We start from the raw sequence: 24626 nt of genomic DNA, 5'->3' as shown, positions 1-24626 counted from the left end.
TGTAAACCAAGGCTTTAGAGATAGTTTAACGGATAGAGCGCTGAGCATTGAGCACGGGGAATGGGAATGGGGCGCTGACTATTGAACAGGTACCTGTCAATCGAGCTGGGGACGCCGCCCGCTGAATCGCAACCTGCGGGACTGCCACCTGCGCCGCCGCGCGACTCGCCTGAGGCCTTCAAACGCCAGAAGAGGCGTGCCGATGCCCAGCAGCAGCCACAAGAGCCAGAGCGAGCGCTGGCGGGGAACGTCGGCGGCCGCCACCAGGTCAACCTCGCCGATCTGCCTTTCCCCCAGGTAGAGGGCCAGTTTCCCGACCTTTTCGCCTTCAGCGATGGGGGCTTCCAAATCGCCGTTTACCTCTATTTTCCACTGGATCGGCGGCAGGCCACCGTCAACCGGAACGACGTAGCTGAAGGACGTTGCGGTCTCGAGCTGCAGTTTTTCAGCCCCGCGTGCGACGGGGACGCCCGCGATCACCCTGTCCGGCTGCACGATTTCGGCGCTCTTAAAAGCCGTGAAGCCGTAGTCCAGGAGTCTGGTGGAATCCGCCCAGAGTTCCTGCCCCTCGCTTTTCAGCACCACGCTGAGCACTTCGCGCCCGTCGCGCCGGGCCAAAGCTACCAGGCACTGTTTTGCTTCCGAGGTGTAGCCTGTTTTTACGCCCTCACACCCATCGTAGCGCCAGAGAAGCTTGTTGGTATTGATAAGCAGCTTCAAGGCTTCCGGGTCTTCCCTGGTGATGGTGTGGGTGCGGGTGGCGACGATCTCCCGGAAACGGGGGTTCTTGAGGGCGGCCTGGGCGATCACAGCCAGATCGCGCGCCGTCGTGAAGTGATCCTCGTCCGGCAGGCCGTGCGGCGTTGTAAAGTGCGAATGCGTGGCCCCGAGGGACGCCGCCTTGGCATTCATCAGCTTGACAAACTCCTCAACCGAGCCACTGACTTCCTCGGCCAGGGCCACCGCCGCGTCGTTGGCCGAATTGATCAGGAGGGCATAGAGGAGATCCTCAACGGTTATCCTTTCGCCTTCTTTCAGCCAGACTGCGGAGCCGTCAGTCTCACTTGCCCGCTTGCTGACTGTTACCACCTTGGACAGATCGGCCTTTTCAAGGGCGATCAAGGCCGTTAGAATCTTGGTGGTGCTGGCTGGATACATGGGCTTATCGGGGTTCTTGGCATACAGTATCTGGTTTGTCTGGATGTCGACCAGGAGAGCGGCCTCGCTATTGATCTGGGGTTCAGAAGCGGCATAAGCCGGGGAGTTTAAAGAAACGGCCAGTATGAGCGACAGTACCAGCAGTAACGTCTTGCGTTTCATCATCCACCTGTATGACAAGAATGTTTATTGCGGCATACCTTCATTATTATAACGTAACGACACCAACAAAGACCACCCGTTTGACGGCCGTAAAAAGGAGCCCCGGACCCGCCTGTTGAAAAAATCGGGGCTGTTCAAAAACGAGCATGGCGCGGAAGGCGAAGCCGGCCAGCGCGGAGCGTACTGAAAAAAGAGGTCTGAAACCAGAGGTCGGAAGTCTGACCGGAAAGTGATCACTCCTGATCGCATCGAGTCCGACCTCGGACTTCCGGCATCTGACATCCTTGTTGGTACGTGAGCACTGGGCGGCGAGCGTGACAAAGCCAGGCGAAGTTTTTCAACAGCCCCGGACCGGGCTCTTGCAGTCTAGGTATCCTAATGCCTGGCGCCTAACGCTTACAGCCAATTAGGGTTTGCGTTCCAGTACCAATTCCTGGGTCACACTCTCGCCGTCCCGCTGTAAGACCACCTTAATCTTTTCGCCGACTTTCCTGGCCCGAATAGTTGTAACCACGTCATTGGGAGAGCTGATCTTCCTGTCGTTGATCTTGAGGATGATGTCACCCGGCCTGAGCCTGGCCTTGGCGGCAGGACTGTTGGGAACGACGGCGAGGATCAGGGCTCCCTCGGGACTCTGCAACCCGGCGTACTGGGCCATCTCCGGGGTAAGGGTTTCAAGCTGCACACCCAGCCAGGGGTGGCTAATTTGGCCGGTCCTCAGCAACTCATCCAGCACTGGCCGGATGGTGCTGGTCGGAATGGCAAACCCGATACCCTGAGCCTGGGCGTTAACGGCGGTGTTGATACCGATGACCTCGCCCTGCAGGTTCAGAAGCGGACCGCCGCTGTTGCCGGGATTGATGGAGGCATCCGTCTGCAGCAGGTTTTCGTAACTACGGTCCTCAATGGTTATCGGCCGGCCCTTGGCGCTGACAACGCCCATGGTGACGGTGTGGTCCAAACCGTAAGGGTTACCGATGGCAATAACCAGATCCCCCACGCGAACGCGATCCGAATCGCCGATCTTGAGATAAGGCAGGTCCTTCTTGACATTGACCTTGAGAATGGCCAAGTCGAGGTCGTGGTCAGAACCAATAACCTGAGCGGGAATGGGTTTGTCGAAGCCGGTTATCGTTACATTAATGGCGCTCGCGCCCTGGATGACGTGTTCGTTGGTGAGGATGTAACCGTCTTTGGAGAAAATGAAGCCCGAGCCCATGCCATGCCGCTCCCGCGGTTGCGACGGTACAAACGACCGCCCGAAAAACTCACGGAAAAACGGGTCATTAAACAGGGGATCCCACTGGGGATAGCTGCTGGAAATCACAGTGGTGTCGATTTTAACGACCGCCAAGCCGACCTGGCTGACGATATCGGCCACGGAGTTATTGTTTAGGCCCGGTATTTGCGGCGAGGCAATCGCTGAAGGCCGGGGCAGCGCGGGGTTGTCACCGTCGCCGCAGCCTCCGATAACCAAGCCGCTGCTGAACAACGCGCCTGCGAGAAGGGCAACCAGCGCTACCAGTATTAAGACTTTTTTACTGCTCACCAGACTCCCCTCCTGATGAAAGGTTTTACCACTAGAAGTATAGTTTATCGCGGATATTCTAGCAACAAATTATGTCCAATATGTGACAAAACCCTAACACCTTTAGTAATGCACCTTCAAATCTCATGCATTTGGGAGGTAAGTCTACAAAAACTACCGCCGTTAACGCCGTGCTGCAGCCGCACTGCATAGAACAACACTCACAGGCAAATACTAATGCTGATTTTCAATAATTTTTGGAAAGCGGGGCAGGATATGCGGGACAGCATCGTTACCGGCCTGATCGCCGGTATTTTGGGAGGCCTGGTCTACTTAGTCCTTGCCTGGGGTCTATGGTTGACAGGTATCGCCAAAACGACCCCGCTCCATATTTCAGCGCATGTGTTTTTGCCACCCGGTGCGGCAACCGGGACGATTCCCGCCCTGACCTTCGGTTTTATCGTCCATCTCATCGTCTCTGCGCTTTTTGGCATTATCGCTGTCGGCATGTTGCGCTTGACAGGTGCCGATTACCTCTGGGCCAAAGGGCTGGCATTTGGGGGGACGGTTTATCTTCTCGTCTACGGCTTGATTGCCCAAGCGTTTATCCCGGCAGCGGTGCTCCATCCCGACCTGGTTACGAGCGTGGTGTTCCTGTTTGGGCACCTGGTTTACGGGCTGATCGCCGTTCTTTTTGCGGGGTATTATATCCAGGCTGAAGAGCGGGCCTGAGTGTGGCCGCCCTGGGCTGGAAAAAGATACGTATAGGTGTTGGGTATAAGATGCCAAAAGGGAATCCCTATACGGGAATTTCACACTTGTTACTCTACCTGTCCAGGCATGATAAAGGCCGGTTTTTGCCGGCCTTTATGATCATACCCGCTTCTTGCTCCATTTAACGTAATAGCTGATACCCGCGATACTCAACGCCCTGGCTAGTGGCCTACTTCCACGTGTTCTTCCTTGAAGACGGCCTTCTGCAGCCATTTGAAGAACTGGGCAATGAGAATGCCCGTCACCAGCGCGACACCCACGGCCAGGATACCATAGGCTACGGCGTTATGAGCCGCCATATCGCCGAGGGTACGGACGAGGCCGACCGCCTCGACGTTTAACAAAGCCGAAGAGCTAGCAACTACGCTCCCGTCGCTCCCCACTGCATAAACCAGAACCTTGGTTTGACCGCGCGGGATGTCGGCAGGAATCTGCAACGTAGCCGCAAACCGGCCCCCCGCAACCTGGACCGCATTCTCATCCACAGTATAGAGATTTCTTTCCCTGTACAGCGCAATCAGCCCGTTGACGAACTCTTCCGCCCTTTCCTTGTCCAGGGTCACCGTCTTCTCTTCGTGCTTCTCGGTTACCTCGGCCAGGCTCTTGACAGCACTGAAATCACTGTCGATACCCAGTTCCTTTTGCACGTCGGTCGGAATGTCAGCCATCTTACCGGAAGTGTAAACCTTAAACATGGCCGGCATTCCGGAAACCTGCGTCTTTTCGACCGTCATCCACACGCCGCTAACCTTGCCCTTTTTGCTTAGGGCAACACGTTTTTCGGGTGAAATCGCCTGAATAATGACCTGGCTACCCTCCGGCACCTTGCCGGTAACCTTGACTTCGCCGCCGTTGAAGCCCGTGCCGATCTCGATTCTGTCCGGTGTCAGTGTTATCTCCGCGCCGGAAGCCGCAAACCCCGCTGCCGCCAGGCCCAACACCAACGCAAAAACTGCGGCCAGGGCGAATGGCTTGAGCATCGTCCTCATTAGTGCCCGCCACCTCCGGAGCTGAACTGGATGAGCGCGCCAGGCGTCGCTACCAGCTCGAAAACAATCTTAACCATCACCGCCAGCACGATGACAGCCAGCAAGACACGCAACTGCTCTCCTTTGAATCTCCTGGAAAGCCTCGCTCCGATTTGGGCTCCGATCGTCGACCCGCAGAAAAGCAGAATAGCCAGCACGATGTCGACCGAGTGATTGGTAATGGCCTGCTGGATGGTGACATTCATGGTTGTGAAGACGATCTGAAACAGGTCCGTCCCAATGGCTACAATCGTTGGCATCCCCAGCAGGTAAATCATCGCCGGCATGGTAATGAACCCGCCGCCGACACCCAGCAGGGCGGCAAGTGTACCGACAATAAAACCGAGGCCTACAACAAACAGCGCTGAAGTCCTGATCCCGGCAACCTTGAATTCCGTTTGCAAGGGAAGTTTGGCAACAAAACGTTTAAAAGCTGAGGGCTTGGCTCCCTCTTTCTTTGCGGCCTTCTTCCCCTTGAGCGCCTGAAGGCCTTCGATGAACATAAAACCGCCGACAAGGGTCAGCATTACCACGTAGATCAGTTTCATGGTGAGATCGTAGTTGCCCATCCCGCGCAGAACCTTGACTAACTGAGCACCTAACGTGCCGCCGAAAATCCCGCCGATCAAAAAGAAAGCGCCCAACTTCATATCCACATTACCCAGCCGTTTGTGCGCCAAAGCGCCGGAAGCCGAAGCTGCGACGATCTGGTTAGTGTCCGACGCTGCCGCCACAGCCGGGGGAATACCTACAAACATCAGCAATGGGGTGAGCAGGAAGCCTCCACCCACGCCAAACAGACCGGAAAGCACTCCAACCATCGCCCCAAGACCGGCGATGACGAAGACGTTAACCGGCATGCCGGCTACCGGAAGATAAATTTCCATAACTACCTTATCTCTCCTTATCGTGAAGAATTTAAAAAGGTGCTTCAATGTTAGTTTCCTGCGCCTACATTTCCTTACTGTTTCAGACAGCGCCGTACAGGTCTAGGATTGTGAACGACGGAACATAGTTGTTAAAACCCAGATCGTATGGAGGAGTGATCCTGTTAGCACCCCCTCACACATCGGCAGATATTTTGTCATCTCTATCTATCCGGGAACAGGAAGTGTGGTTGTTAGCAATATACTAACTGATCATTTACAATAAGACAATATTTTTGTCACTACTTGCACAAGCAATTATAATTAAAGTAGGGATGATTTTGTCTCGGCCGTCGGGGAGGCCTGATATAGAATGGTTTGGTATAATGCCGGCCCTGTCTCGGACAAGAAAGAGCTGCTGGAAAGACAATGCCGGGAGAAGCTGAGGCAGCCGGAGGAGGCTGTTCAACTCATTAAGTCTGAAACCAATGTCGTGGTTCCCTTGGGCTGCGGCGAACCGGTTGTTTTGCTTGACGCCATGATCCAACGCAGACAAGCTCTGCGTAACGTCCGGATTCACCAAATGCTGCCCCTTCATGAGGCGGAGTACTTGAAGCCCGGAATGGAGCGTCACTTCCGCCACGTGTCGTGGCTGACCAGCGATGTTACGCGTCCGGGCGTACAGGCCGGCAGAGCTGCCGCCATGTTCGGCTATTTTCACGAGTACCCCCGGTTTTTTGCTGAAAACGTTTGTATCGATGTCTTCATGGGCACCGTTTCCCGGATGGATAAACACGGCTTTTTCAGCTTCGGGGTTTCGGTAGACTACACGACCACGGCCGCGCAACACGCCAAAAAGGTCATCCTGGTGGTCAACCCCAATATGCCCCGAACCCATGGCGATACCTTTATTCACGTAACGCAGGCTGATGTACTCGTAAAGGACGACAGCCCGCTCTGCGAATTCTTTTATCCCCCTCCGGCCGACACAGAAAAAACAATTGCGGGGTATGTCGCTGAACTTGTAGACGACGGCTCCACCCTTGCCCTGGGCATCGGACCGATCCCTCAGGCTGTGGCTCTCGGACTGCTGAACAAGAAGGGGCTTGGCATTCACTGCGAATTCATCACCGACGCCGTAGTCGACCTGGTTGAAGCAGGGGCGGCGACCAACCGTCGCAAGACGATCCACCAGGGGAAAATCATCTGTACGTCGGCGCTCGGCTCCCAAAAGCTTTACCGCTTTATCGACGACAATCCGATGATTGAAATGCATAAGGTCTCATATACCAATGATCCTAACGTTATCGCCCGCAATATCCGCATGGTGGCTGTCAACAGCGCTTCACAAGTAGACCTGCAGGGCCAGGCCGTGGTAGAGACTTTCGGGCCGAAACGTCTCGGAACCGGGGGCCATATCGATTTTGCCCGGGGAGCGGCTATGTCTGAAGGAGGAAAGTTCATTCTGGTCCTGCGCTCACGAAACAGGAAAAACCAATCGGCCATCGTGCCTGAACTCGGCCAAGGCGCTGTCGTGGGCATCGGACGTAATGATGTTGATTATGTTGTCACCGAGTATGGAGTGGCAAAACTTAAAGGGAAAACAGCTCGACAAAGAGCCGAAGCCTTAATCGCTATCGCCCATCCCGACTACCGCGACGGGCTCAAGGAAGCGGCCAAAAAACTTGGTCTGACACGATAAATGTAAGGACAAATTTGCCCTCCGTTCCATGTTGGAAGGAGGGCAAAATTCTTTAACGATCAGTGACAAAACTGTTGACGACATTAGAGCGCTATGCTAAAGTTAGGTCAGCCAGAATGTGCAAATGTTCACAAGCTTTGTCACTACACTTGACGTCATTGTCGGAACTCTATTTCATAGAAAGCAAGCTCAGCTAGTTGATGAATCGAACACGTAGTTTTGTGCGTTACATTTTTGTCACTACCAAGGCGTCGGAAGCACTTGTTGGTGACGTGCCAATCCAACCAGGACGGTGATGACCAGTGTTCTTTCGTAGGGTCACCACTAAAAGGCAGGGCAAGGAATACGTCTATCTCAAACTGATCGAAACCTACCGCGAAGGCGGCAAGGTTAAACAACGCGTCGTCGCCAACCTGGGTAACGTTGAACGACTCGCTCCCGAAAAAGTGCAGGCTCTGATCAACGGGCTCACCAAGATATACAGCCCTGGAGCGGCAATGGAATACTTGATGGATATTGAGTCTAAACCGCCGGGATCTGCGGTTCAACCGGTCGAACCCTTTCGGACTGCGTGGCGGGAACTCGGCATTCACCCCCTTCTCGGCCGCGAGGCTGAAACGGGCAAGGTCCATCCGAGTTTCCCCTGGATGGTTGAAGCCATGGTCCTGCAATATATCATTAATCCCGCTGAAACAAGGCCGATTAACGTCTCTTGCAACGATTTAGGCATTGATCAGTTAAAAGGGCAGGATTTGCATGGTATTGATTACTACCGCGCCATCTGTCACCTGTCTACAATCGTTCGCTCTATCGAAATGCAGGTTCGGGATTCCCTGAACAAATACCTGGAAACGCCGGCTTACATGTGCTGCCTTCCGATAAACGGAGAGTTTATCGGGCACGAATGCGGCATTACCACTTCAGGGACATCGTATCAGGTCCGGCCCTATCGAAAGCCGTTAAAAGCAGCGATAATCGCCCATCCGTTAGGCGTTCCGCTGGGCTACCGTATCCTATCGGGGAATACTGCCGCCCTTGCAGCAGAACTGGAACAAAACTTCGGCACCCCGATCATCATTGTTATCCAGGATCCGGAAGACCCGTCTGTTACGTTGCTCAACCGCAGTTACATCCTGGTTGTTTCACAAGATCGTTTAGCCGAGGTGCCCGTGGCCGAAATTGATCCGTGGAGCGGCAACGATGTTATTGATAATGAGCTCTGGATTAAGAGCGTTCAGCATAACCAGGAACGCTATATCATCTGTCATAACCTGGCGCCCGAAACCCCTTCCGATCAAGCACTGGAAGAGAAAATCAGCCAGGCTGCCCGGGAACTCGACAAACTCAAGGCAGCCGTAAAACAAAAGAGGATTGTTCGCGAAAAAACAGCCCTCGAAAAAGCGCAGGAAATAATCAAGAGGCTGGAGTGCCAGGATCTTATAGAGTACCGCTTTGATCCGGGCAAAAGCACTTTCCAATACTCTCGCCGTGAGGAGGTGATCAAGAAGGAAAAGGCATTGCGTCGTACGCAGGTTTTAAAAACCGATCGCGCAGACCTGCCGGCCGTTGACCTCGTTGAGGCTTACACCGCTGCCACCGAATTAGCCAACGAACTCAAGACAGTACAAGACCTGACGAAAATGCCGGTCATTTACCCTTATGCGGACCACCAGCATTCCGAAGCCTTTATCGCAGGGCAGGCCCACATCTGCGCGCTGGGAGCGGCCGTCAAGCGCCTCGCCCGCCTGCAAAGGCGCTAATTGTCATCACATACGTAGTTGAAGTATACCATAACCAGTTAATTATTTCAAGGATATTTTTCGAAATCGTCACTACTTTCAAGTTGGTTTGGAGCCCGGTCCCACCCAAGGAGGCATCTCCTATGTTTGAATGGTTAACCGTGTACATCGCCCAGTCTTACGCTCAGAGTGCGCTTGCGTACAGTCTCACGGTACTGGCTCTGGTCATGAGCTGTGCCGCTGGTTTTGGGGCCCTGTCCGAAGTCGTCGCCCGTAAGCTGGCTACCCGGGACGCTGACCGCCGGCCTGCCGAATCCCGGCGGTAAGGGGGGTCTTTCTTATGTACCTGGCACTGGCAGATACCTTTACAAACGTTATCGCGCTGTTCGCCATCGCCCTCGGCATCGGCATCCTGATCCGTTTCCTTGGACACCTGGGCTGTCTGGCGGTTGTTCCCGCCTTGAACATTTTCGGGTTTCCAATGAGTTATGCCGTCGGCACCGGAACAGCGCACCTGTTTGCCCGGGCCATCGTCGATACCTTTCGTCAAGGGACGATGACCAACCCGGATTTCAGGCGGGGCATTCTACTGGGCCTGCAAACGGCGGCCGGGGTCAGTATCGGCAAGGTAATCCTGCTGACACTGGCCGGTCTGAACCTTACGGGCGCCCCGGTCCGCTGGATCTACATCGTTCTGCTGATTGCAGCCGGGATCGCTCTGGCAAGAAACCGCGGCCCGAACGGCTTGCCACGGCTTCCCCGAACAGCCGGCCTGCTGCCGTTCGTCGGCCTTTTTGCCGGCATCCTTACCGGGTTCACCGGAGCAAGCGGGGCCATTGTCTTAATACCGGCGATGACGATCCTGGGCATGACCAGGGAGCGAGCGTCTGCCACTGCAGCCCTGGCGATGCTGCTTGCGGCCGGATGGGGAACCTTCACCTTCGCACTCGGCGGCCGGGTGGAAGCCGTGGCGGTACTGGTGCTGGTTGCCGGAAGCACCATCGGTGAACAAATCGGGTTGATCTTCGAGCGGAGAGTTCCAAACTTCACCGTTCGCAAACCTGGATGTATTCTGCTGATAACAACCGGGTTGGCGTTAGCCCTGAAACAGTTCGGGCTGACTACCCCGGGAGGGTACCTGCTGTGGGGTACGAGCCTCCTAGTCGTAGTATTCGTCGTGATACGCGCCATCGTTGGCACCAGGTTGAAAGCCCCGGACCCCGATCCGGCGGTTAACAAAATCCTGGTTTAAGCAATTCGCATGAGGTGATTAGAATGACGACACCGGTTCTCAACGGCAAATCAATTGACTGGCGCAAAACATTCTTCCTGTTGCTCGGCCTGGCCCTGTTCTTTCTTTTCTACTTCGCCCCGCCCTTTGCCCCGGTCCATGACCCCACAGGCAAGGAATTTGCGCTACCGAAGGAAGGCCAGCGGGCCATCGGCCTCTTCCTGATGGCCGGCATCTGGTGGGTCTTTGAAGTTATTCCCATCGGCGTCACCGCGATCACCATCGGCGTCTTTCAAGGGCTGTGGGGTATTCGCAAAGCTTCCGACGCCTTCCACGATTTTATGGACCCCTCGGTGCTCTTTATCCTGGGCGCGCTTTTCATCGGGCTGGCTTTCTCCAAGTCGGGCCTGACCAAGCGCGTGGCCTTCAAGATGATCCAGGTGGCGGGCGAGGATACCCGGATCATCATGGGCGGCGTCTTCCTGATCACCATGGTCATGACCTGGATGATGGCTCACACCGCCGTCGCCGCCGCGATGTTCCCCATCCTGATGGTCATCCTGAGCCTGTACGGCGAGGAAGAAAAGCCAACCCGTTTCGGGAAGGGTCTCTTCATCGGCATGGCCTGGGCCGCCGGCGCCGGCAGCATCATGACCATGATGGGCGGCGCGCGCAATCCTGCCGCGGTCGGTCTGTTTCAAGAGTTTACCGGCCAGGAAATCTCCTTTCTGACCTTTTCCAAGTACATGTTCCCCATTGGTTTTGCGATGGTCGTTATGGTCTGGCTGCTGTGCGTCATCCTCTTCAGACCGGAGAAAACCCGCATTGTGGGTGTGCGCGACAAGGTCAACCAGATGGCCGCCCAGATGGGACCCATCACCAGGAACGAGATCTTTGTCGCCGTCGTTACGGCCATAGTTCTTGGTTTGCTGGTCATCCAGCAGTTCGTGCCGGCTCTCGAGCCGATCAACCGCAGCGTCCTCTTGCTGCTTGCCGGCCTGGTTTTCTTTATCTTCAACTTCTTCGATGTCGAAGACCTCGAGAAAAGGGTTCCCTGGAACATCATCCTGCTTTTCTCGGGCGCGATGAGCATCGGCTTCTGCCTCTGGAAGACAGGCGCCGCCGAATGGATGGCCGTCGGCTTCCTGGCGCTCTTCGTCAACGCCCACTGGCTGGTCTTCGTCCTGGCCATCTCCGCCCTGGTGATGGTCCTGACCAACTTCATCATGAACGTGGCGGCGATCGCCATCACCCTTCCGATCGCCCTTGTCGTCGCCAGCTACCTGGGGATCAATCCTCAAGTCATCCTTTTCGCCGCGGTCGCGATGGCAGGTGTGCCGTATATGCTCCTGATCGGCGCCGCTCCAAACGCCATCGCCTACCAGTCAAAGCAGTTCACCACCGGCGAGTTCTTCAGCTACGGAATCATCCCCAGCATTATCAGCATCGGCATCCTGGCGGTAATGGTGCTCATCATCTGGCCGCTCATGGGGATGCCCGGACTGCTTAAATAGTCAACGACAGGGCGTTCAGGAGCTCCACAGCTCCTGAACGCCTCCACCTATGATTAAGGAGGGAAGAGCATGCCTGCTGAACATAAGGTGCGCGACTTAATGATCCCGATTGAGGAATACAGCACTGTGCCAACGAACGCGACCGTCAAGGAAGCGATCGAAGTCCTGACCAAATCCTTTTCCCAGCTCGAATCAGGTGAATATGCCGGACACCGCTCGGTCCTGGTCATCGACGAGAACCAGCAGCCCGTAGGTCTATTGACTTTTCGGGACCTGATCAAGGCCATCGAGCCCAAGTTCGCCATCGATCCTTCCAAGGTTCCCGGCCACTCCATCCCCTACACCGATCTCCCCGATGTGGCCTGGGACGGCTACTTCACCCAGCGCTCCCAGCAGGAAGCCAAGCACCCGGTCAGCGAAGTGATGCGCCCGCTCAAGCTCCTGACCATCGATGCCGACGCGCCGCTCTTAAAAGCTGTCCACATGATGGTCAACAACGACGTCGGTTCCCTGCCGGTAACAGAAAACGGCAAGGTGGTCGGGATGATCCGTATCAACGAAGTGTTTATGGAAATTGCCAATGTTGTCAGCAAAACCTAAGGGGGGGTAGTCAATGTTAAGAACGAGTCCGCTTACCGCCTGGCAGGATCAGCCGGCCCTGCCTCTGGTATCCTCTGAAGCCTATGTCGACGAGGCAGCCGTGCTGATCGGCGCCGTTACCGTCAATAAGGGCGCGATCATCTGTCCGGGCGCTGTTCTCCGGGCTGACGAAGGATATCCGATCATTATCGGCGAAAACACCAATGTCCAGGACGGGGTGATCATGCACGCCCTGATGAATACCTCCATCGAGATCGGGTCCAACTGCAGCATCGCTCACGGAGCGATCGTGCACGGGCCCTGCTTTATCGGCACGGGGAGCTTCATCGGCTTCCGGGCCGTCGTTTTCAAAACGTCCATCGGCCACGGCTGTTTTGTCGGACACGGGGCGATGGTGATGGGCGTGGACCTGCCGGACAATGTCTACGTGCCGCCGGGCCGAATTATCGCAACCGAGGCCGATGTGGAGCGGCTGCAGCCCGTTCCTGATGCGTTGAAAGAGTTCATGCACGAAGTACTGGCGGTTAACGCCGAGCTTTTAAGGGGGTACAGGCAGCAATCCTCGGAGGGAGGATCTTATGCCGTCAGAGAAAGCGGTTAGAGAGGTCATGCTTCCCCTGGATGAGTGCCCGACCGTAATGCAGAACGATACCGTCCAGGAGGCCGTCAACGTCCTGCTGCGAGGGATGCAGGCAGGACACCAGTGCGTGCTGATATTGGACGATGACCGTAAACCGGTCGGCATCCTAAGTTCCCGAACTCTCTTGCAGACTCTGGAGCCGGACTTCGTGGTTACGCCCAACTGGTCCCTGCCCGTTTTCTGGCCTGGTTTCCTGTCGGCCAAGTGCCGGCAGGAAGCCAGGCGGAAGGTCCAAGAAATCATGGACCCGATAGACGTGCTGGCCGTTCGTGCCGGCGACCCCTTGACCAGGGCTGTCCACGCTATGGTCAGCAATAACGTGGGGGCGCTCCCGGTCGTTGAAGGGGATCGCGTCCTTGGCCTGGTTAGACTAACCGAGGTCTTTAATGAAATAGGCCATCTCTTTACCAGCGAATCTGAAGAACAAGGTAGGGTGAAAAAGGACCATGCTTGAGCAATATCAGGTATTTATCGCCACTGCCGTTTTTCTTGTTACTTACGCCGTTATCGTTTCGGAGAAGATTCACCGGGCAGTGGCTGCCTTTTGCGGTGCCGCCCTGGTAATCCTAGCCGGCATCCTGACCCCCGAACACGCGGTGGAGGCCATTGACTGGAACACCATCGGCCTGCTCGTCGGGATGATGATTGTCGTCGGTATCACAAGAGAAACCGGCGTGTTTGAGTTCCTTGCCATTAAGGCGGCTAAAGCCGCCAAAGGGCAGCCCCTGGCGATTATGGCCTCCCTTGCCGCCGTAACCGCCGTTCTGTCCGCTTTTCTCGACAACGTAACCACAGTGCTGCTCGTGGTCCCTGTAACCTTCGCTATCGCCCGTAAACTGGAGATAACCCCTCTTCCCTTCCTGATCGCCGAAATCCTCTCGTCCAACATCGGGGGTACCGCGACCCTGATCGGCGACCCGCCGAACATTATGATCGGCAGCGCCACCGGTTTGGGGTTCATGGACTTTGTCATCAACCTTACGCCGGCCATTATCCTGATCCACGTCTGCACTGTATTCGTTCTTCAGCTCATTTACAGGAAGCAACTCCGCGTTCCGGCGGAGGTGAGGGACAGAATTTTCGAGTTTAACGAAAGGGATGAACTGAAGGATATAACCCTGCTGAAGCAATGCCTGTTTGTGATCAGCGTGGTGATCCTGGGCTTTTTGCTGCATCAGGCGCTCCATCTTGAATCCAGCGTTATCGCCCTCGCCGGCGCCAGCCTGCTGCTCCTGATTACGCGGGCAGAACCCGAGCATCCTCTGGGCCAGGTAGAGTGGCCGGTGATCTTCTTCTTCATCGGTCTTTTCGTAGTCGTCGGAGCACTTGAGGAAGTCGGCGTGATCGAAGCCCTGGCCAAGTTCAGCCTGGAAGTGACCGGCGGCGTAATGGTCCCGACAGGGATGCTTATTCTGTGGATCTCGGCTATCGCCTCGGCCTTCGTCGACAATATCCCCTTTGTGGCGACGATGATTCCGCTGATCAAGGACATGGGTGAACTCGCCCATATGTCCAACTACGACCTGCAATTCTTGTGGTGGTGCTTGTCGTTGGGCGCCTGCCTCGGCGGCAACGGGACCATCATTGGAGCCTCGGCCAACGTCGTAGTCGTCGGAATGGCCGAAAAGCGGGGTCTTCCTATCACCTTCGTCGGTTTTATGAGGATAGCGTTCCCCCTGATGCTGATGTCTATCGTTCTTTCTACGGCCTACATCCTGTTGTGGTACGTCCTTCCAACCGTACCCACCATCCTGGCGACCTTGGGCACCGCTATCTTAGTTGCCGTCGTCCTGGTTTGGGCCGGGCGTAGACTGGTCGAAGCTGAGTCAGCTAAACAGAAACGCAGAACGGCTTAACTTAAGGACCAATTGGAACCGGATTTGCGGATTCGGCTGAAGGAAAAACTGAACGTCTTGTCAGAATAGAAAAGCCTCCTGTATACTTTGATTAGTTAAAAAGACGAAAAACCTAAAACCGAATTGTCAACGCGTTGGCCCGGCCGGCCGGGTTTCAAGGACTTGGATCAACTGGGGTGGGTGATCCTGAAGGGATCATGCCACCCTTGTTTTATGCGACCGCGATGACAGTTTTTGGTTATCTATAGGCATTTTGCAGGAACTACACAGCTTGACAAGCGTTTTTTAATGACGCAGCAAGTTATGCTTTTCACAATGTTGTCATTACATTTTAAGAAATTTGACATGCCGGGCTTTGCGTAATATGTCATAAACCCCGTAAAGGGTTGCTAATTGTCACTACTCTATGGAAAATCGAAGGAGGTGACCGGCGAAAGAGCGTCCCGCGGACTATATTGACCTTAAAGAAGTTTGAAGAGGTGATCGCATGTCTACAACCAGCAACCAAGCAATTGACTGGCGAAAAACTCTGTTCATTTTCCTCGGCATTGGCGCTTTTGCTTTATTCTACTTCCTGCCGCCGCTGGCGCCGGCTGTCGACCCGCAGGGGAAGGAGTTCGCCTTGAGCCGCCAGGGTCAATTGGCCATCGGCCTATTTCTCCTCGCCGGCATCTGGTGGGTTTTTGAAGTCATCCCCATCGGGGTAACGAGTATCATGATCGGCGTTGTCCAGGCGATGTTCTTGATTCGCCCGGCCAGCGACGCCTTCAGAGACTTTATGGACCCGTCGGTCATGTTCATCTTCGGGTCTTTGCTGCTCGGTCTGGCCTTTACCAAGGCCGGTCTGACCCGCCGCCTAGCCTTTAAAATGCTGGGTGTTGTAGGGGAAAACACAAGGATGATTCTTCTGGGAACCTTCATCGTGACTGCAGGACTGACCCACCTCATGGCCCATACCGCCGTAGCGGCGACGATGTTTCCCATCCTGCTCGTGATTATGAGTCTGTACGGCGAAGACGAACGTCCGACGAAGTTCGGCAAGGGCCTTTTTATCGGCATGGCTTACGCCGCCGGGGCCGGCAGCATGTGCACTATGCTCGGGGCGGCACGTAACCCTATAGCTGCAGGCTTTTACAAGGAGTTTACCGGAAACGAATTGACCTTTCTCCAGTTGACTAAAGCAATGGCCCCATACGGCTGGGTAATGGTCTTCATCATTTGGGCACTTATCGCGTTTGTATTCTTCAGACCGGAGAAGACCAGGATACCGGGACTTAAAGATCGTGTCGCCGAGATGTCCCGTTCATTGGGCCCCATCTCCAAGCAAGAGATCTTTGTGGCTTTGTCGGCCGTCGCCGTCGTGGCCATCCTTGCGCTTCAGAACTTTATCCCCGCTCTTTCCGAGCTTAACCGCGCAGTACCCTTGCTTACTGCCGGTATCTTGTTCTTCCTTACCGGCTTATTCACGGTGGAGGACCTTGAGAAACGCGTACCGTGGAATATCGTCCTGCTTTTTAGCGGCGCCATGAGCATTGGCTTCGCCCTCTGGCAGACGGGTGCCGCCCAGTGGATGGCCGTCAACTGGCTGACCATGTTCAAGGATGCCCACTGGCTGTTCTTCGTGGCCGCCATTTCCTTCCTTGTTTTGATGCTGACCAACTTTATAATGAACGTTGCCGCCATCGCCATCACCCTTCCAGTCGCCTTTGTCATCGCCGGTTACCTTGGCGTCAACTCCGACCTCATCCTGTATAGTGCCCTGGCAATGGCCGCATTGCCCTTTATGTTATTGGTAGGAGCCGCGCCGAACGCTATCGCTTACCAGTCAAAACAGTTTTCCACCGGGGAATTCTTCCTTACCGGCATCCCCATGAGCATCGTCTGTCTGCTGTTGGTGGTACTGTTTGCTATTACGATTTGGCCTTTGCTCGGCATACCCGCGCTGGTCCGTTAATTGTGCTGTCGCCAGCCAAGATGCCCTCTTACGAACAATAAGTTCAGCGGAAGCGGGGGATGTCACCGTGCCATATGAAAGGACGGCTAAGGAATTGATGATTCCTTTGGAAAAATGCCCGACTGTCCGGCTGGAACAGACTGTAAAAGATGCCGTGGCGTTACTGAAAAACACCGCCGGTTCGGGCTACCGGAATGTGCTGGTCCTGGATGAGACCGGCCAGCCGGCGGGCTTCGTCAGTTTCCACTCCGTCCTCGAAGCGCTGCAGCCCGAATTTCTGGTCACCGACAAGTGGACCCTGCCCGTATTCTGGCGGGGGTTCATGGAAGCGAAGTGCAAGGAGGAGGCCTGCAAGAAAGTCCGCGAGGTAATGCGGCCGATCAGTTTTATCACCATCGATGCGGCGGATCCGATCACCAAAGCGGTGCACCTGATGACTTCTCATGGCATCCAAACCCTGCCGGTGATCGAGGACGGAAAGGTGATCGGCATCCTGCGGAGCAGGGAGATCTTTGACGAGGTATCCAACCTCATAATTAGTCAATAGTCAAGATAGTTAAAGGAGGCGTATCATGATCGAACAGCACCAGGTTACTATCGCTACAGCCGTATTTTTGATAACCTATGCCGTAATCGTTTCTGAAAAGGTCCACCGGGCCGTTGCCGCCTTCTGCGGCGCCGCCCTGGTCGTCCTGGTCGGCATCCTTGAGCCGGAACGCGCCGTGCATGCCATCGACTGGAACACCATCGGCCTGCTGGTCGGCATGATGATCATCGTCGGGATAACAAGAGAGACCGGCGTCTTCGAGTTTCTGGCCATCAAAGCCGCCAAGGCGGCCAAAGGGCAGCCCCTGGCCATCATGGCTTCACTGGCCGCCGTCACCGCTGTTTTGTCAGCTTTCCTCGACAACGTGACAACGGTGTTGCTTGTCGTTCCGGTAACCTTCGCTATTGCTAAAAAGCTGGAGATCAACCCCCTCCCCTTCATCATCGCCGAGATTCTTTCTTCCAACATCGGCGGCACAGCCACCTTAATCGGCGATCCCCCGAACATTATGATCGGGAGCGCCACCCACTTGGGCTTTCTGGACTTTATGATTAACCTGACACCCATCGTGGTGCTCGTGCATGTGATGACCGTCTTCATATTGCAGCTCATTTACCGTAAGAGCCTGCGGGTTCCGGCGGAAGTGCGCAGCCGTATTTTCGAGTTCAACGAATATGACGAGCTCAAGGACATGGCCTTGTTAAAGAAATGTCTTATCGTTATCACGCTGGTTGTGGCCGGCTTCCTGCTGCACCAGGTGCTGCACCTTGAGTCTTGCGTTATCGCCCTGTCGGGCGCCAGCTTGCTGCTGCTGATAACCAGGGCCGAACCGGAACACCCCCTCCACCAGGTGGAGTGGCCGGTTATCTTCTTCTTCATCGGTCTCTTTGTGGTGGTCGGAGCCCTTGAAGAAGTGGGCGTGATCAGGATGCTGGCGGAGCTGGCGCTGGAGGCCACCGGCGGCGTCATCATCCCGACAGGCATGCTGATCCTGTGGATTTCGGCCATCGCTTCGGCCTTCGTCGACAACATCCCCTTCGTGGCCACGATGATCCCGCTGATTAAGGAAATGGCGGCTCTCGGCAACATGGCGGCCTATGACGTCGACTTCCTCTGGTGGTCGCTCTCGCTCGGAGCCTGCCTGGGCGGCAACGGCACCATCATCGGGGCCTCGGCCAACGTCGTGGTCATCGGCATGTCCGAAAAGCGTGGACTGGTGATTACCTTTATCGAGTTTATGAAGGTCGCCTTCCCCTTGATGCTAATGTCAATCATCCTCTCTACCGGGTATATGTTTCTGTGGTACGTACTGCCGACCACGCCCACCATCCTGGCGACCCTTGGAGTTGCCTGCATGGTTGGCGTGATCCTGGTCCTGGCCGGGAGAAGGCTGGTAGCGGCAGAGGAAGCTTTAGCCCAGCAGTCGCGCACCGCTTGAACGAGCCGATCAACGGTTTCCCGAAGCAACCGTCCAGGATAAGGGCCCTTCACCCAGGGCCCTTATCGTTTTCACGGCCAGGTGGAACAAGACCCGGCGTCAACTTGCCCCGACCGGCGCCGTGGATTACTATACTATTTAGTTAGCTGACAGGGGCGGAGGGATACGCTTGAACCTGCCTTTCTTCCCGCGGAATCTAAGGTTCCAAATCCCGGTTATCATCGCGGCCATTCTGATCGTACCGGTCCTGGTGATGCTCTACGACATCGTATTTGCCAGCAAGACCGACCAGATTCTGCTGGTCAACAAGGAGCAGCACCTGGCCACTATGGTTCGTTTTCTCTCCACGAACATCAGCAAAGATATTGAAGGCAAAACAAGCGGCTTGTCCGACAGCGAACAGACGGTAATGCTTAGAGATGCCTTTAATAAGGTGGCCGTCCCCCTGGCCTCCGAGAACCCGGGAGTCAGGTTGGGACTGTACGTTCCGTCAACCGACCACCTCTTCGTGCAGGGTTTCCTGCATCAGTACCGCAAGCTGGACCCCGAAGAAGAAGCGCTTCGTGAACAGCGCATTTTCCGGGAGGCAAAGTCCGGTATCGCTGCGGTAGTCGGAAGCCACGAATCCCTGGCACGCATTGCCGGCAGCCCGGATGACCAGTTTTTTGAGCACCTGGTACCCATTTTTGACGGAGATAGATTTGTCGCCGTTGCGTGGGCCGAAGAGCGCCTCAACCCTATTTTCCTGCAGAGCCGCAACTTCAGAATGGTTACCCGCTATTTAACCTTATTGGGTTTCCTGTTTGGCGCAGTTGGCACCCTCATGCTTGTGACCAATCTTTCCCGGCGTGTCTCCCTCGTTAAGGACGGTCTCAACCGGCTGGAAAAAAACATTCATGATAACCTTCCTGAGATCCCGGGTGAAATGGGCGAGATTGCCAAGGCCATCAACAAAATGGCCCTTGCCCTGGCCGAAAAAGAAAAGCTGGAGGAACAACTCCGCCGTTCAGAAAACCTGGCCGCCCTGGGACGGCTGGTAACGGGCGTGGCCCATGAACTGCGCAACCCCGCGGGCATCATCAAAGCGACGATTCAGGTGATGGAAAAAGAATACCGGCATTGCCCCGAGTTTAGTGACTACGCAAGGGTGATCAAGGAACAGGTAGACCGCCAAAACAAGGTGCTTACAGAGCTTCTGGAGTTCGGCCGCCCCAGCAGGAATGTCGTACAGCCGTTAAACCTGAACACCCTGCTGCAGGGAGTGCTGACCTTCACCGAACCCCTGCTGCGGCAGCGGGGCATCAAGCTGGAAACGGCCTTTGACCCCGCTCTCCCACCCGTTGAAGGGGACGGCGAGAAAATGAAACAGGTCTTTGTCAACCTGATCCTGAACGCTGTCCAGGCCATGCCGCAGGGAGGTATTCTCAACATCGTAACCTGCCTGACATCCCGGGGCGTGGCCGTCTCTTTCCACGACAACGGCACGGGTATTCCGGCCGAAGATATCCCGCACATCTTTGATCCCTTCTTTACGACCAAGGAAGGAGGCAGCGGGCTCGGGCTGGCTATCAGCCGCCAGATTATAGACCTCCACGGCGGCAACATTGAAGTGCAAAGTTCTCCGGGTCAGGGGAGCACCTTTAACGTCATCCTGCCACCTGCAAAGGAGGGTCACGGCGATGGTTCCCAATATTCTGATCATTGACGACGAGGAGCATATGTGTTGGGCGCTTTCCAAAGCTATGCAGCAGGAAGGTTACCGCGTCACTACAGCCACTTCGGGGCGTGAGGGGCTGGACAAACTGCATCAGCACGGGGCTTCTTTGATGATCGTCGATTTAAAGATACCGGACATGTCCGGGCTCGACGTCCTTAAGGCCGTTAAAGAAAGCTATCCCAAGCTGCCGGTGATCATCATCACGGCTCACGGGACTATTCAGACGGCGATTGAGGCGATGAAAGCAGGGGCTTCGGATTACATCACCAAGCCGTTTGACCTGGATGAATTGAAGATTGTGGTAAAGAAAACCCTCCAGGTCTCCCGCCTCCTGACCGAGGTCAGCTTCCTCAGATCAGAGCTGACCAAAAGCCGAGGCGAAATGATCGGCAAGAGCCCGGCGTTTCAACAGGTCAGATTGCTGGTTGAACGCGTAGCCCCCACCGGCGCCACCGTCCTGTTGACCGGTGAAAGCGGGACCGGCAAGGAGGTGGCGGCAGTGGCCATCCACCAGCGGAGCAACCGCGCCGACGGTCCGTTTGTGGCCGTCAACTGCGCCGCCCTGCCCGAGCAACTGCTCGAAAGCGAGCTTTTCGGCCACGAGCGAGGGGCCTTCACCGGCGCTAACGCAAGGAGGCTCGGCCGGTTTCAACTGGCGCATAAAGGAACTATTTTTCTTGACGAGATCGGCGAAATGTCGCCCTCCATGCAGGCCAAGCTGCTACGCGTTCTGCAGGATCAGACTTTTGAACGCATAGGGGGAACCGAGACCTTCAAGGTCGACACGCGGATCATCGCCGCGACCAACCGTAACCTCGAGGAGGCTGTGAAAACGGGCCGCTTTAGAGAGGATTTGTACTACCGGCTCAATGTTGTCCAGATTCACCTGCCGCCGCTTCGCGAACGGAAAACTGACATACCCCTGCTGGCGCAGCATTTTGTCACGAGGTTTAAGTCCATTTACGTCTCCGGCGTCATCAGCGAAGCGGCTATGCAATTGCTGGAGGATTACCACTGGCCGGGCAACGTCCGGGAACTCCAGAACGTTATTGAACGCGCCCTGATTCTGGCTCAGGGAGAGCCCATCGCCCCGGAGCATCTGCCAAAGGAACTGCTGCGCCGGGAGACATCAACAGGGCCGCTCAAATTAGAGATTCCCGATGAGGGCATTTCGCTGGAAGAAGTAGAAAAGCTACTGATTATAAAGGCTCTCGAAAAAAGTAACGGCAACCAGACAAAGGCTGCCGCCCTACTTAAAATAACACGCGCCACACTCCTGTACCGGATGCAGAAGTTCGGACTTCAATGAGAAACGGCCGAGCCGTTTCTCACAGCCCATCGCCCGTCACCGCGCGGGCGATTTCACCAAACACGGCCGGTTCATCCAACAGGCCCACCAGGTTCTGGCCGTCGAAAACCGCAAGACAGTTCAGCTTGCTTTGGCGGAAAGAATAGATGACCTGCATCAGGCTGTCCCCGGCCTGTACGGCTGCTGCTCTAATCGGGATTACCACCTCCTCGATACCGATATCTGACGACTTTCCACACCTCTCAGTGAACAGCCCTTCCCAGAATAGCGGGATTGGCCAGTCGCTCACCCGGGAATACCCCGGCTCAAGAGCTTCAAAAAGGCTGCGAAGGGTCAGCAAGCCAATCGGGCGCCCTTGAGGATCAACAACTAAGGCTCTTTGGGGTTTGCCTGCTTTATACATGGCCTCAACGACCTCTTTGAGACTCATTCCGATACCGACTTTAACGCTTTCAGCCAGCGGGCGTGCCAGATCCCCAGCCCTTTTCTCGCTTGCCATCGTTGTGCCTCCCATCTCCCACCCGTTAGGAGACCGCTGAAAAACTGCGCTTGGCAAAAAGGATGTCGGATGCCGGAAGTCAGAAATCTGACCTGATGAAATCCGCAAAGCGGATTTCTAAGGATTATAGACTTGCGATCGCGAAGCGATCGCTTCCGTTCCGACCTCTGACCTCTTGCCTCGGACCTCTTTCTGAGCGGTCTTAAGGGTAACTTCCAAAGCATGGCCGTACCTTACAGACGCCTATGCCAGAACCCACTCTCTTAGTGACCTGCGGTAAAACTGTCCTGCCTCCCCAGGAGGCCGTTAAGTTTCTTAAATAGCTGGGCAACGGCAAATCCGGCCGCAAGAGCCACCCCGATCGAAGCCGCGCCGTACAGCGGTGAATACTTCTCAGCAGCCTGGTCGGCCAGTCGGATCAGACCAACAGGGCCGATGTCAATCCGCCCCGAATCCCGGGCAACAATAACGCCATCCTTAACCGCGTAAACTTTAAGGTTGATGCACCCGTAAGGGACGTTGGCCGGCAGGTACAGAGTGCCCGCAAACTCGCCGTTATGCACCTTGATGCCCTTCTCAACGTAGCCGTAGAGGCCCTCGCGCTCGTTAACGGAGATCAGCGCGTTTAGATATGCGGAAGCATCCCGCCCCACAAGCTCTTGCTTGACTTCCTCGTTACGTACGGCTACCCGCGCGTTCTTCATCAGCAAATCGTAAGTCCCCGTGATGCCTGTCGCTTCCCGGACATCGGGCGGCAGATGATTAAACCCGTTGCTGCTCAACACCTTAAAGAACGCGGGCATGCCTTCCACACCGACCGACTCCACGGTCAGCCAAAGAAAGTTCTTCTTTCCCTGCTTTGACAGATTGACAGGCCTCACCGGACCCGTTGCTTTGACATAGACCTGGCTCCCCTCCGGCGCCCGGCCGGCGAACTTAACCGCTGCGCCGTTGAAATCAACCCCCACCTCAACCCGAGGCCTATCGGTTGTAAACGAAAGCTCTTCGCCGGCCGAAGCCGCGCTGAAGGTCAGGCTCATAAAAAACAACAGTATGGTTAAAATCAGAACGCGCTTAGGAAACAGCATCAGTGCCCACCTCCGGCGCCGGATAGAGTAATCAGTTCCTCAGGAGCAGTGACCAATCCCATCGCCAGCTTGACCATTACCAGAAGAACAATGACCGCCAGAAGAACTCGCAACTGCTCGGGGCGAAAGTAGCGACACAGCCTCGCCCCCAGTTGGGCGCCAATAGTCGATCCGCAGAACAGGAGTACCGCGAGAAGGACGTCTACGCTGTGATTGATAACGGCTTGCTGGAAAGTAACATTGATACTCGTAAAGACAATTTGAAACAAGTCGGTACCGATGGCGACAAGCGTCGGCATTCCCAGAAGGTAAATCATTGCCGGAACCGTAATAAAGCCCCCTCCGACCCCCAGCAAAGCGGCGAGAAAACCGACAAGAAAACCCAAGCCCACGACGAACACAATGGAGGCGCGAATGCCGCTGACCCTGAATTCTGTTTGCAGCGGGAGCCTGGACATAAGGCACTTGATACCCGCGCCTGCCTTTGTCGGATGCCGGTTTAGGCCCCGCGACGCCCTCAGGCTTTCCCAGAGCATAAATCCCCCTACCAGAGCCAGCAGAACGACATATACCAGCTTGACCGTGACGTCGTAGTTGCCCAAGAGACGCAACACCTTGACCATTTGGGTACCGAACGTTCCTCCGGCAACGGCTCCGCTCAGGAAAATCAACCCCATTTTTATGTCAACGTTGCCTAGCCGTTTGTGGGCCAAGGCCCCTGAACAGGAGGCCGCCACAATCTGGTTTGAGTCCGAGGCGGCCGCCACAGCGGGAGGAATGCCGAACATCATCAGGAGCGGGGTAAGCAGGAAGCCGCCCCCGACCCCAAAGAGCCCCGACATCATTCCCACGATACCCCCCAATCCAAGGATTATCAGAGGGTTGACCGGCATGCCCGCTACAGCCAGATACAGGTTCACTAATCCATCCCTCCCCTAGTTTGTCAGCTTTCTTTAACCGTTTATTGCCGCAAATTTCGTGCCAAACTTAAAGTCCGGCTACAACAAGGAGTTGATTAATCGTCACTACAAAGGAAAGTGTATGAAAACATACAGAGTGCTATGGAACTCTTGAAACTGCTGGACCGGCGCCGTGGCTGAAATCATACACCCACTGTATGTTTTGCTACAGCCAAAACCAGAGTAAGGATTTGAACCTGATACCCTGGTTTTGGCTGTAGGCATTGAGCTTTGGAATTGTATATATCTACCCTGAAAAACTCTACCCTGAAAAACGGCCCTTGCTATTCGGGTCTGGGTTTATCCCCGCAAGCGAC

The 24626-nt window shown here is 55.4% G+C and carries 22 protein-coding genes; 15 read left to right on the top strand and 7 right to left on the bottom strand.

What is annotated here, in order from left to right; translation table 11 throughout:
• Window positions 1-96 precede the first annotated feature (96 nt).
• A complete protein-coding gene (locus ACUM6F_RS11585) occupies window positions 97-1323 on the bottom strand; it encodes a D-alanyl-D-alanine carboxypeptidase family protein (RefSeq protein ID WP_445349316.1) in 1227 nt (408 codons plus the stop codon).
• A gap of 403 nt (window positions 1324-1726) precedes the next feature.
• Window positions 1727-2869, bottom strand: a complete 1143-nt coding sequence (locus ACUM6F_RS11580) for a S1C family serine protease (protein WP_425621197.1) — start codon at window positions 2867-2869, stop codon at window positions 1727-1729.
• 255 nt (window positions 2870-3124) lie between these two features.
• Here ACUM6F_RS11580 and ACUM6F_RS11575 point away from each other — a divergent pair, with 255 nt between their 5' ends.
• Window positions 3125-3580, top strand: coding sequence for a hypothetical protein (locus ACUM6F_RS11575; protein WP_445349315.1), 456 nt, complete (start codon window positions 3125-3127; stop codon window positions 3578-3580).
• Between the two features lie 203 nt (window positions 3581-3783).
• On the opposite strand, the gene ACUM6F_RS11570 is transcribed toward ACUM6F_RS11575, so the two are convergent.
• Together ACUM6F_RS11570 and ACUM6F_RS11565 are read right to left on the bottom strand one after the other, a co-directional pair.
• Complete coding sequence (locus ACUM6F_RS11570) at window positions 3784-4611, bottom strand: TIGR02186 family protein (RefSeq protein WP_425621195.1); 828 nt, start codon at window positions 4609-4611, stop codon at window positions 3784-3786.
• A complete protein-coding gene (locus ACUM6F_RS11565) occupies window positions 4611-5537 on the bottom strand; it encodes a sulfite exporter TauE/SafE family protein (RefSeq protein ID WP_425621194.1) in 927 nt (308 codons plus the stop codon). The genes ACUM6F_RS11570 and ACUM6F_RS11565 overlap by 1 nt, the downstream gene beginning before the upstream one ends.
• 352 nt (window positions 5538-5889) lie before the next feature.
• On the opposite strand from ACUM6F_RS11565, the gene ACUM6F_RS11560 reads away from it, so the two are divergent.
• From ACUM6F_RS11560 to ACUM6F_RS11495, 14 genes are all read left to right on the top strand, one after another.
• On the top strand, window positions 5890-7218 hold the full coding sequence (locus tag ACUM6F_RS11560; RefSeq protein ID WP_425621193.1) for an acetyl-CoA hydrolase/transferase family protein: 1329 nt from the start codon (window positions 5890-5892) through the stop codon (window positions 7216-7218).
• Between the two features lie 302 nt (window positions 7219-7520).
• Window positions 7521-8978, top strand: a complete 1458-nt coding sequence (locus ACUM6F_RS11555; protein WP_445349314.1) for a hypothetical protein — start codon at window positions 7521-7523, stop codon at window positions 8976-8978.
• A 122-nt stretch (window positions 8979-9100) separates the two neighbouring features.
• The gene (locus ACUM6F_RS11550; protein ID WP_425621191.1) at window positions 9101-9283 is read left to right on the top strand and encodes a hypothetical protein; all 183 of its coding nucleotides are present in this window, start codon (window positions 9101-9103) and stop codon (window positions 9281-9283) included.
• 14 nt (window positions 9284-9297) lie between these two features.
• A complete protein-coding gene (locus ACUM6F_RS11545; protein WP_445349313.1) occupies window positions 9298-10209 on the top strand; it encodes a sulfite exporter TauE/SafE family protein in 912 nt (303 codons plus the stop codon).
• Window positions 10210-10232: 23 nt separating this feature from the next.
• Window positions 10233-11702 (top strand): SLC13 family permease, encoded by a 1470-nt coding sequence (locus tag ACUM6F_RS11540; RefSeq protein ID WP_445349312.1) that lies wholly within the window; start codon window positions 10233-10235, stop codon window positions 11700-11702.
• A gap of 69 nt (window positions 11703-11771) precedes the next feature.
• Window positions 11772-12302 carry a CBS domain-containing protein gene (locus tag ACUM6F_RS11535; protein WP_425621188.1) on the top strand — a complete coding sequence of 177 codons (531 nt, stop codon included), beginning with the start codon at window positions 11772-11774 and terminating at the stop codon, window positions 12300-12302.
• A 13-nt stretch (window positions 12303-12315) separates the two neighbouring features.
• Entirely contained in the window at window positions 12316-12903 is a 588-nt protein-coding gene (locus ACUM6F_RS11530) for an LbetaH domain-containing protein (protein WP_425621187.1), read from the top strand.
• The gene (locus tag ACUM6F_RS11525; protein WP_445349311.1) at window positions 12881-13396 is read left to right on the top strand and encodes a CBS domain-containing protein; all 516 of its coding nucleotides are present in this window, start codon (window positions 12881-12883) and stop codon (window positions 13394-13396) included. The genes ACUM6F_RS11530 and ACUM6F_RS11525 overlap by 23 nt, the downstream gene beginning before the upstream one ends.
• Entirely contained in the window at window positions 13389-14798 is a 1410-nt protein-coding gene (locus ACUM6F_RS11520; protein ID WP_445349310.1) for a sodium:proton antiporter, read from the top strand. Before ACUM6F_RS11525 ends, ACUM6F_RS11520 begins: the two co-directional genes overlap by 8 nt.
• Before the next feature lie 487 nt (window positions 14799-15285).
• Window positions 15286-16752 (top strand): SLC13 family permease, encoded by a 1467-nt coding sequence (locus tag ACUM6F_RS11515; protein WP_425621184.1) that lies wholly within the window; start codon window positions 15286-15288, stop codon window positions 16750-16752.
• A 67-nt stretch (window positions 16753-16819) separates the two neighbouring features.
• Entirely contained in the window at window positions 16820-17299 is a 480-nt protein-coding gene (locus tag ACUM6F_RS11510) for a CBS domain-containing protein (RefSeq protein ID WP_425621183.1), read from the top strand.
• Between the two features lie 25 nt (window positions 17300-17324).
• Window positions 17325-18737: a sodium:proton antiporter gene (locus ACUM6F_RS11505; protein WP_445349309.1), complete on the top strand. Its 1413-nt coding sequence runs from the start codon at window positions 17325-17327 to the stop codon at window positions 18735-18737.
• Window positions 18738-18906: 169 nt separating this feature from the next.
• Window positions 18907-20442, top strand: a complete 1536-nt coding sequence (locus ACUM6F_RS11500; protein WP_445349308.1) for an ATP-binding protein — start codon at window positions 18907-18909, stop codon at window positions 20440-20442.
• Window positions 20417-21763, top strand: coding sequence for a sigma-54-dependent transcriptional regulator (locus ACUM6F_RS11495; RefSeq protein ID WP_445349307.1), 1347 nt, complete (start codon window positions 20417-20419; stop codon window positions 21761-21763). Before ACUM6F_RS11500 ends, ACUM6F_RS11495 begins: the two co-directional genes overlap by 26 nt.
• Window positions 21764-21782: 19 nt before the next feature.
• Here the strand turns inward: ACUM6F_RS11495 and ACUM6F_RS11490 are convergent, their stop codons facing one another.
• The 3 genes from ACUM6F_RS11490 to ACUM6F_RS11480 all read right to left on the bottom strand — a co-directional run bounded on the left by ACUM6F_RS11490 (window position 21783) and on the right by ACUM6F_RS11480 (window position 24270).
• Complete coding sequence (locus ACUM6F_RS11490; protein WP_445349306.1) at window positions 21783-22262, bottom strand: CBS domain-containing protein; 480 nt, start codon at window positions 22260-22262, stop codon at window positions 21783-21785.
• A gap of 263 nt (window positions 22263-22525) precedes the next feature.
• Window positions 22526-23350: a TIGR02186 family protein gene (locus ACUM6F_RS11485; RefSeq protein ID WP_445349305.1), complete on the bottom strand. Its 825-nt coding sequence runs from the start codon at window positions 23348-23350 to the stop codon at window positions 22526-22528.
• On the bottom strand, window positions 23350-24270 hold the full coding sequence (locus ACUM6F_RS11480; RefSeq protein WP_445349304.1) for a sulfite exporter TauE/SafE family protein: 921 nt from the start codon (window positions 24268-24270) through the stop codon (window positions 23350-23352). The genes ACUM6F_RS11485 and ACUM6F_RS11480 overlap by 1 nt, the downstream gene beginning before the upstream one ends.
• Window positions 24271-24626 lie beyond the last annotated feature (356 nt).

The sequence above is a fragment of the Desulforudis sp. DRI-14 genome (genome assembly GCF_052618305.1).
The sequence above is the reverse complement of the archived record's forward strand: the minus strand, read 5'-3'. Positions and strand labels throughout refer to the sequence as shown.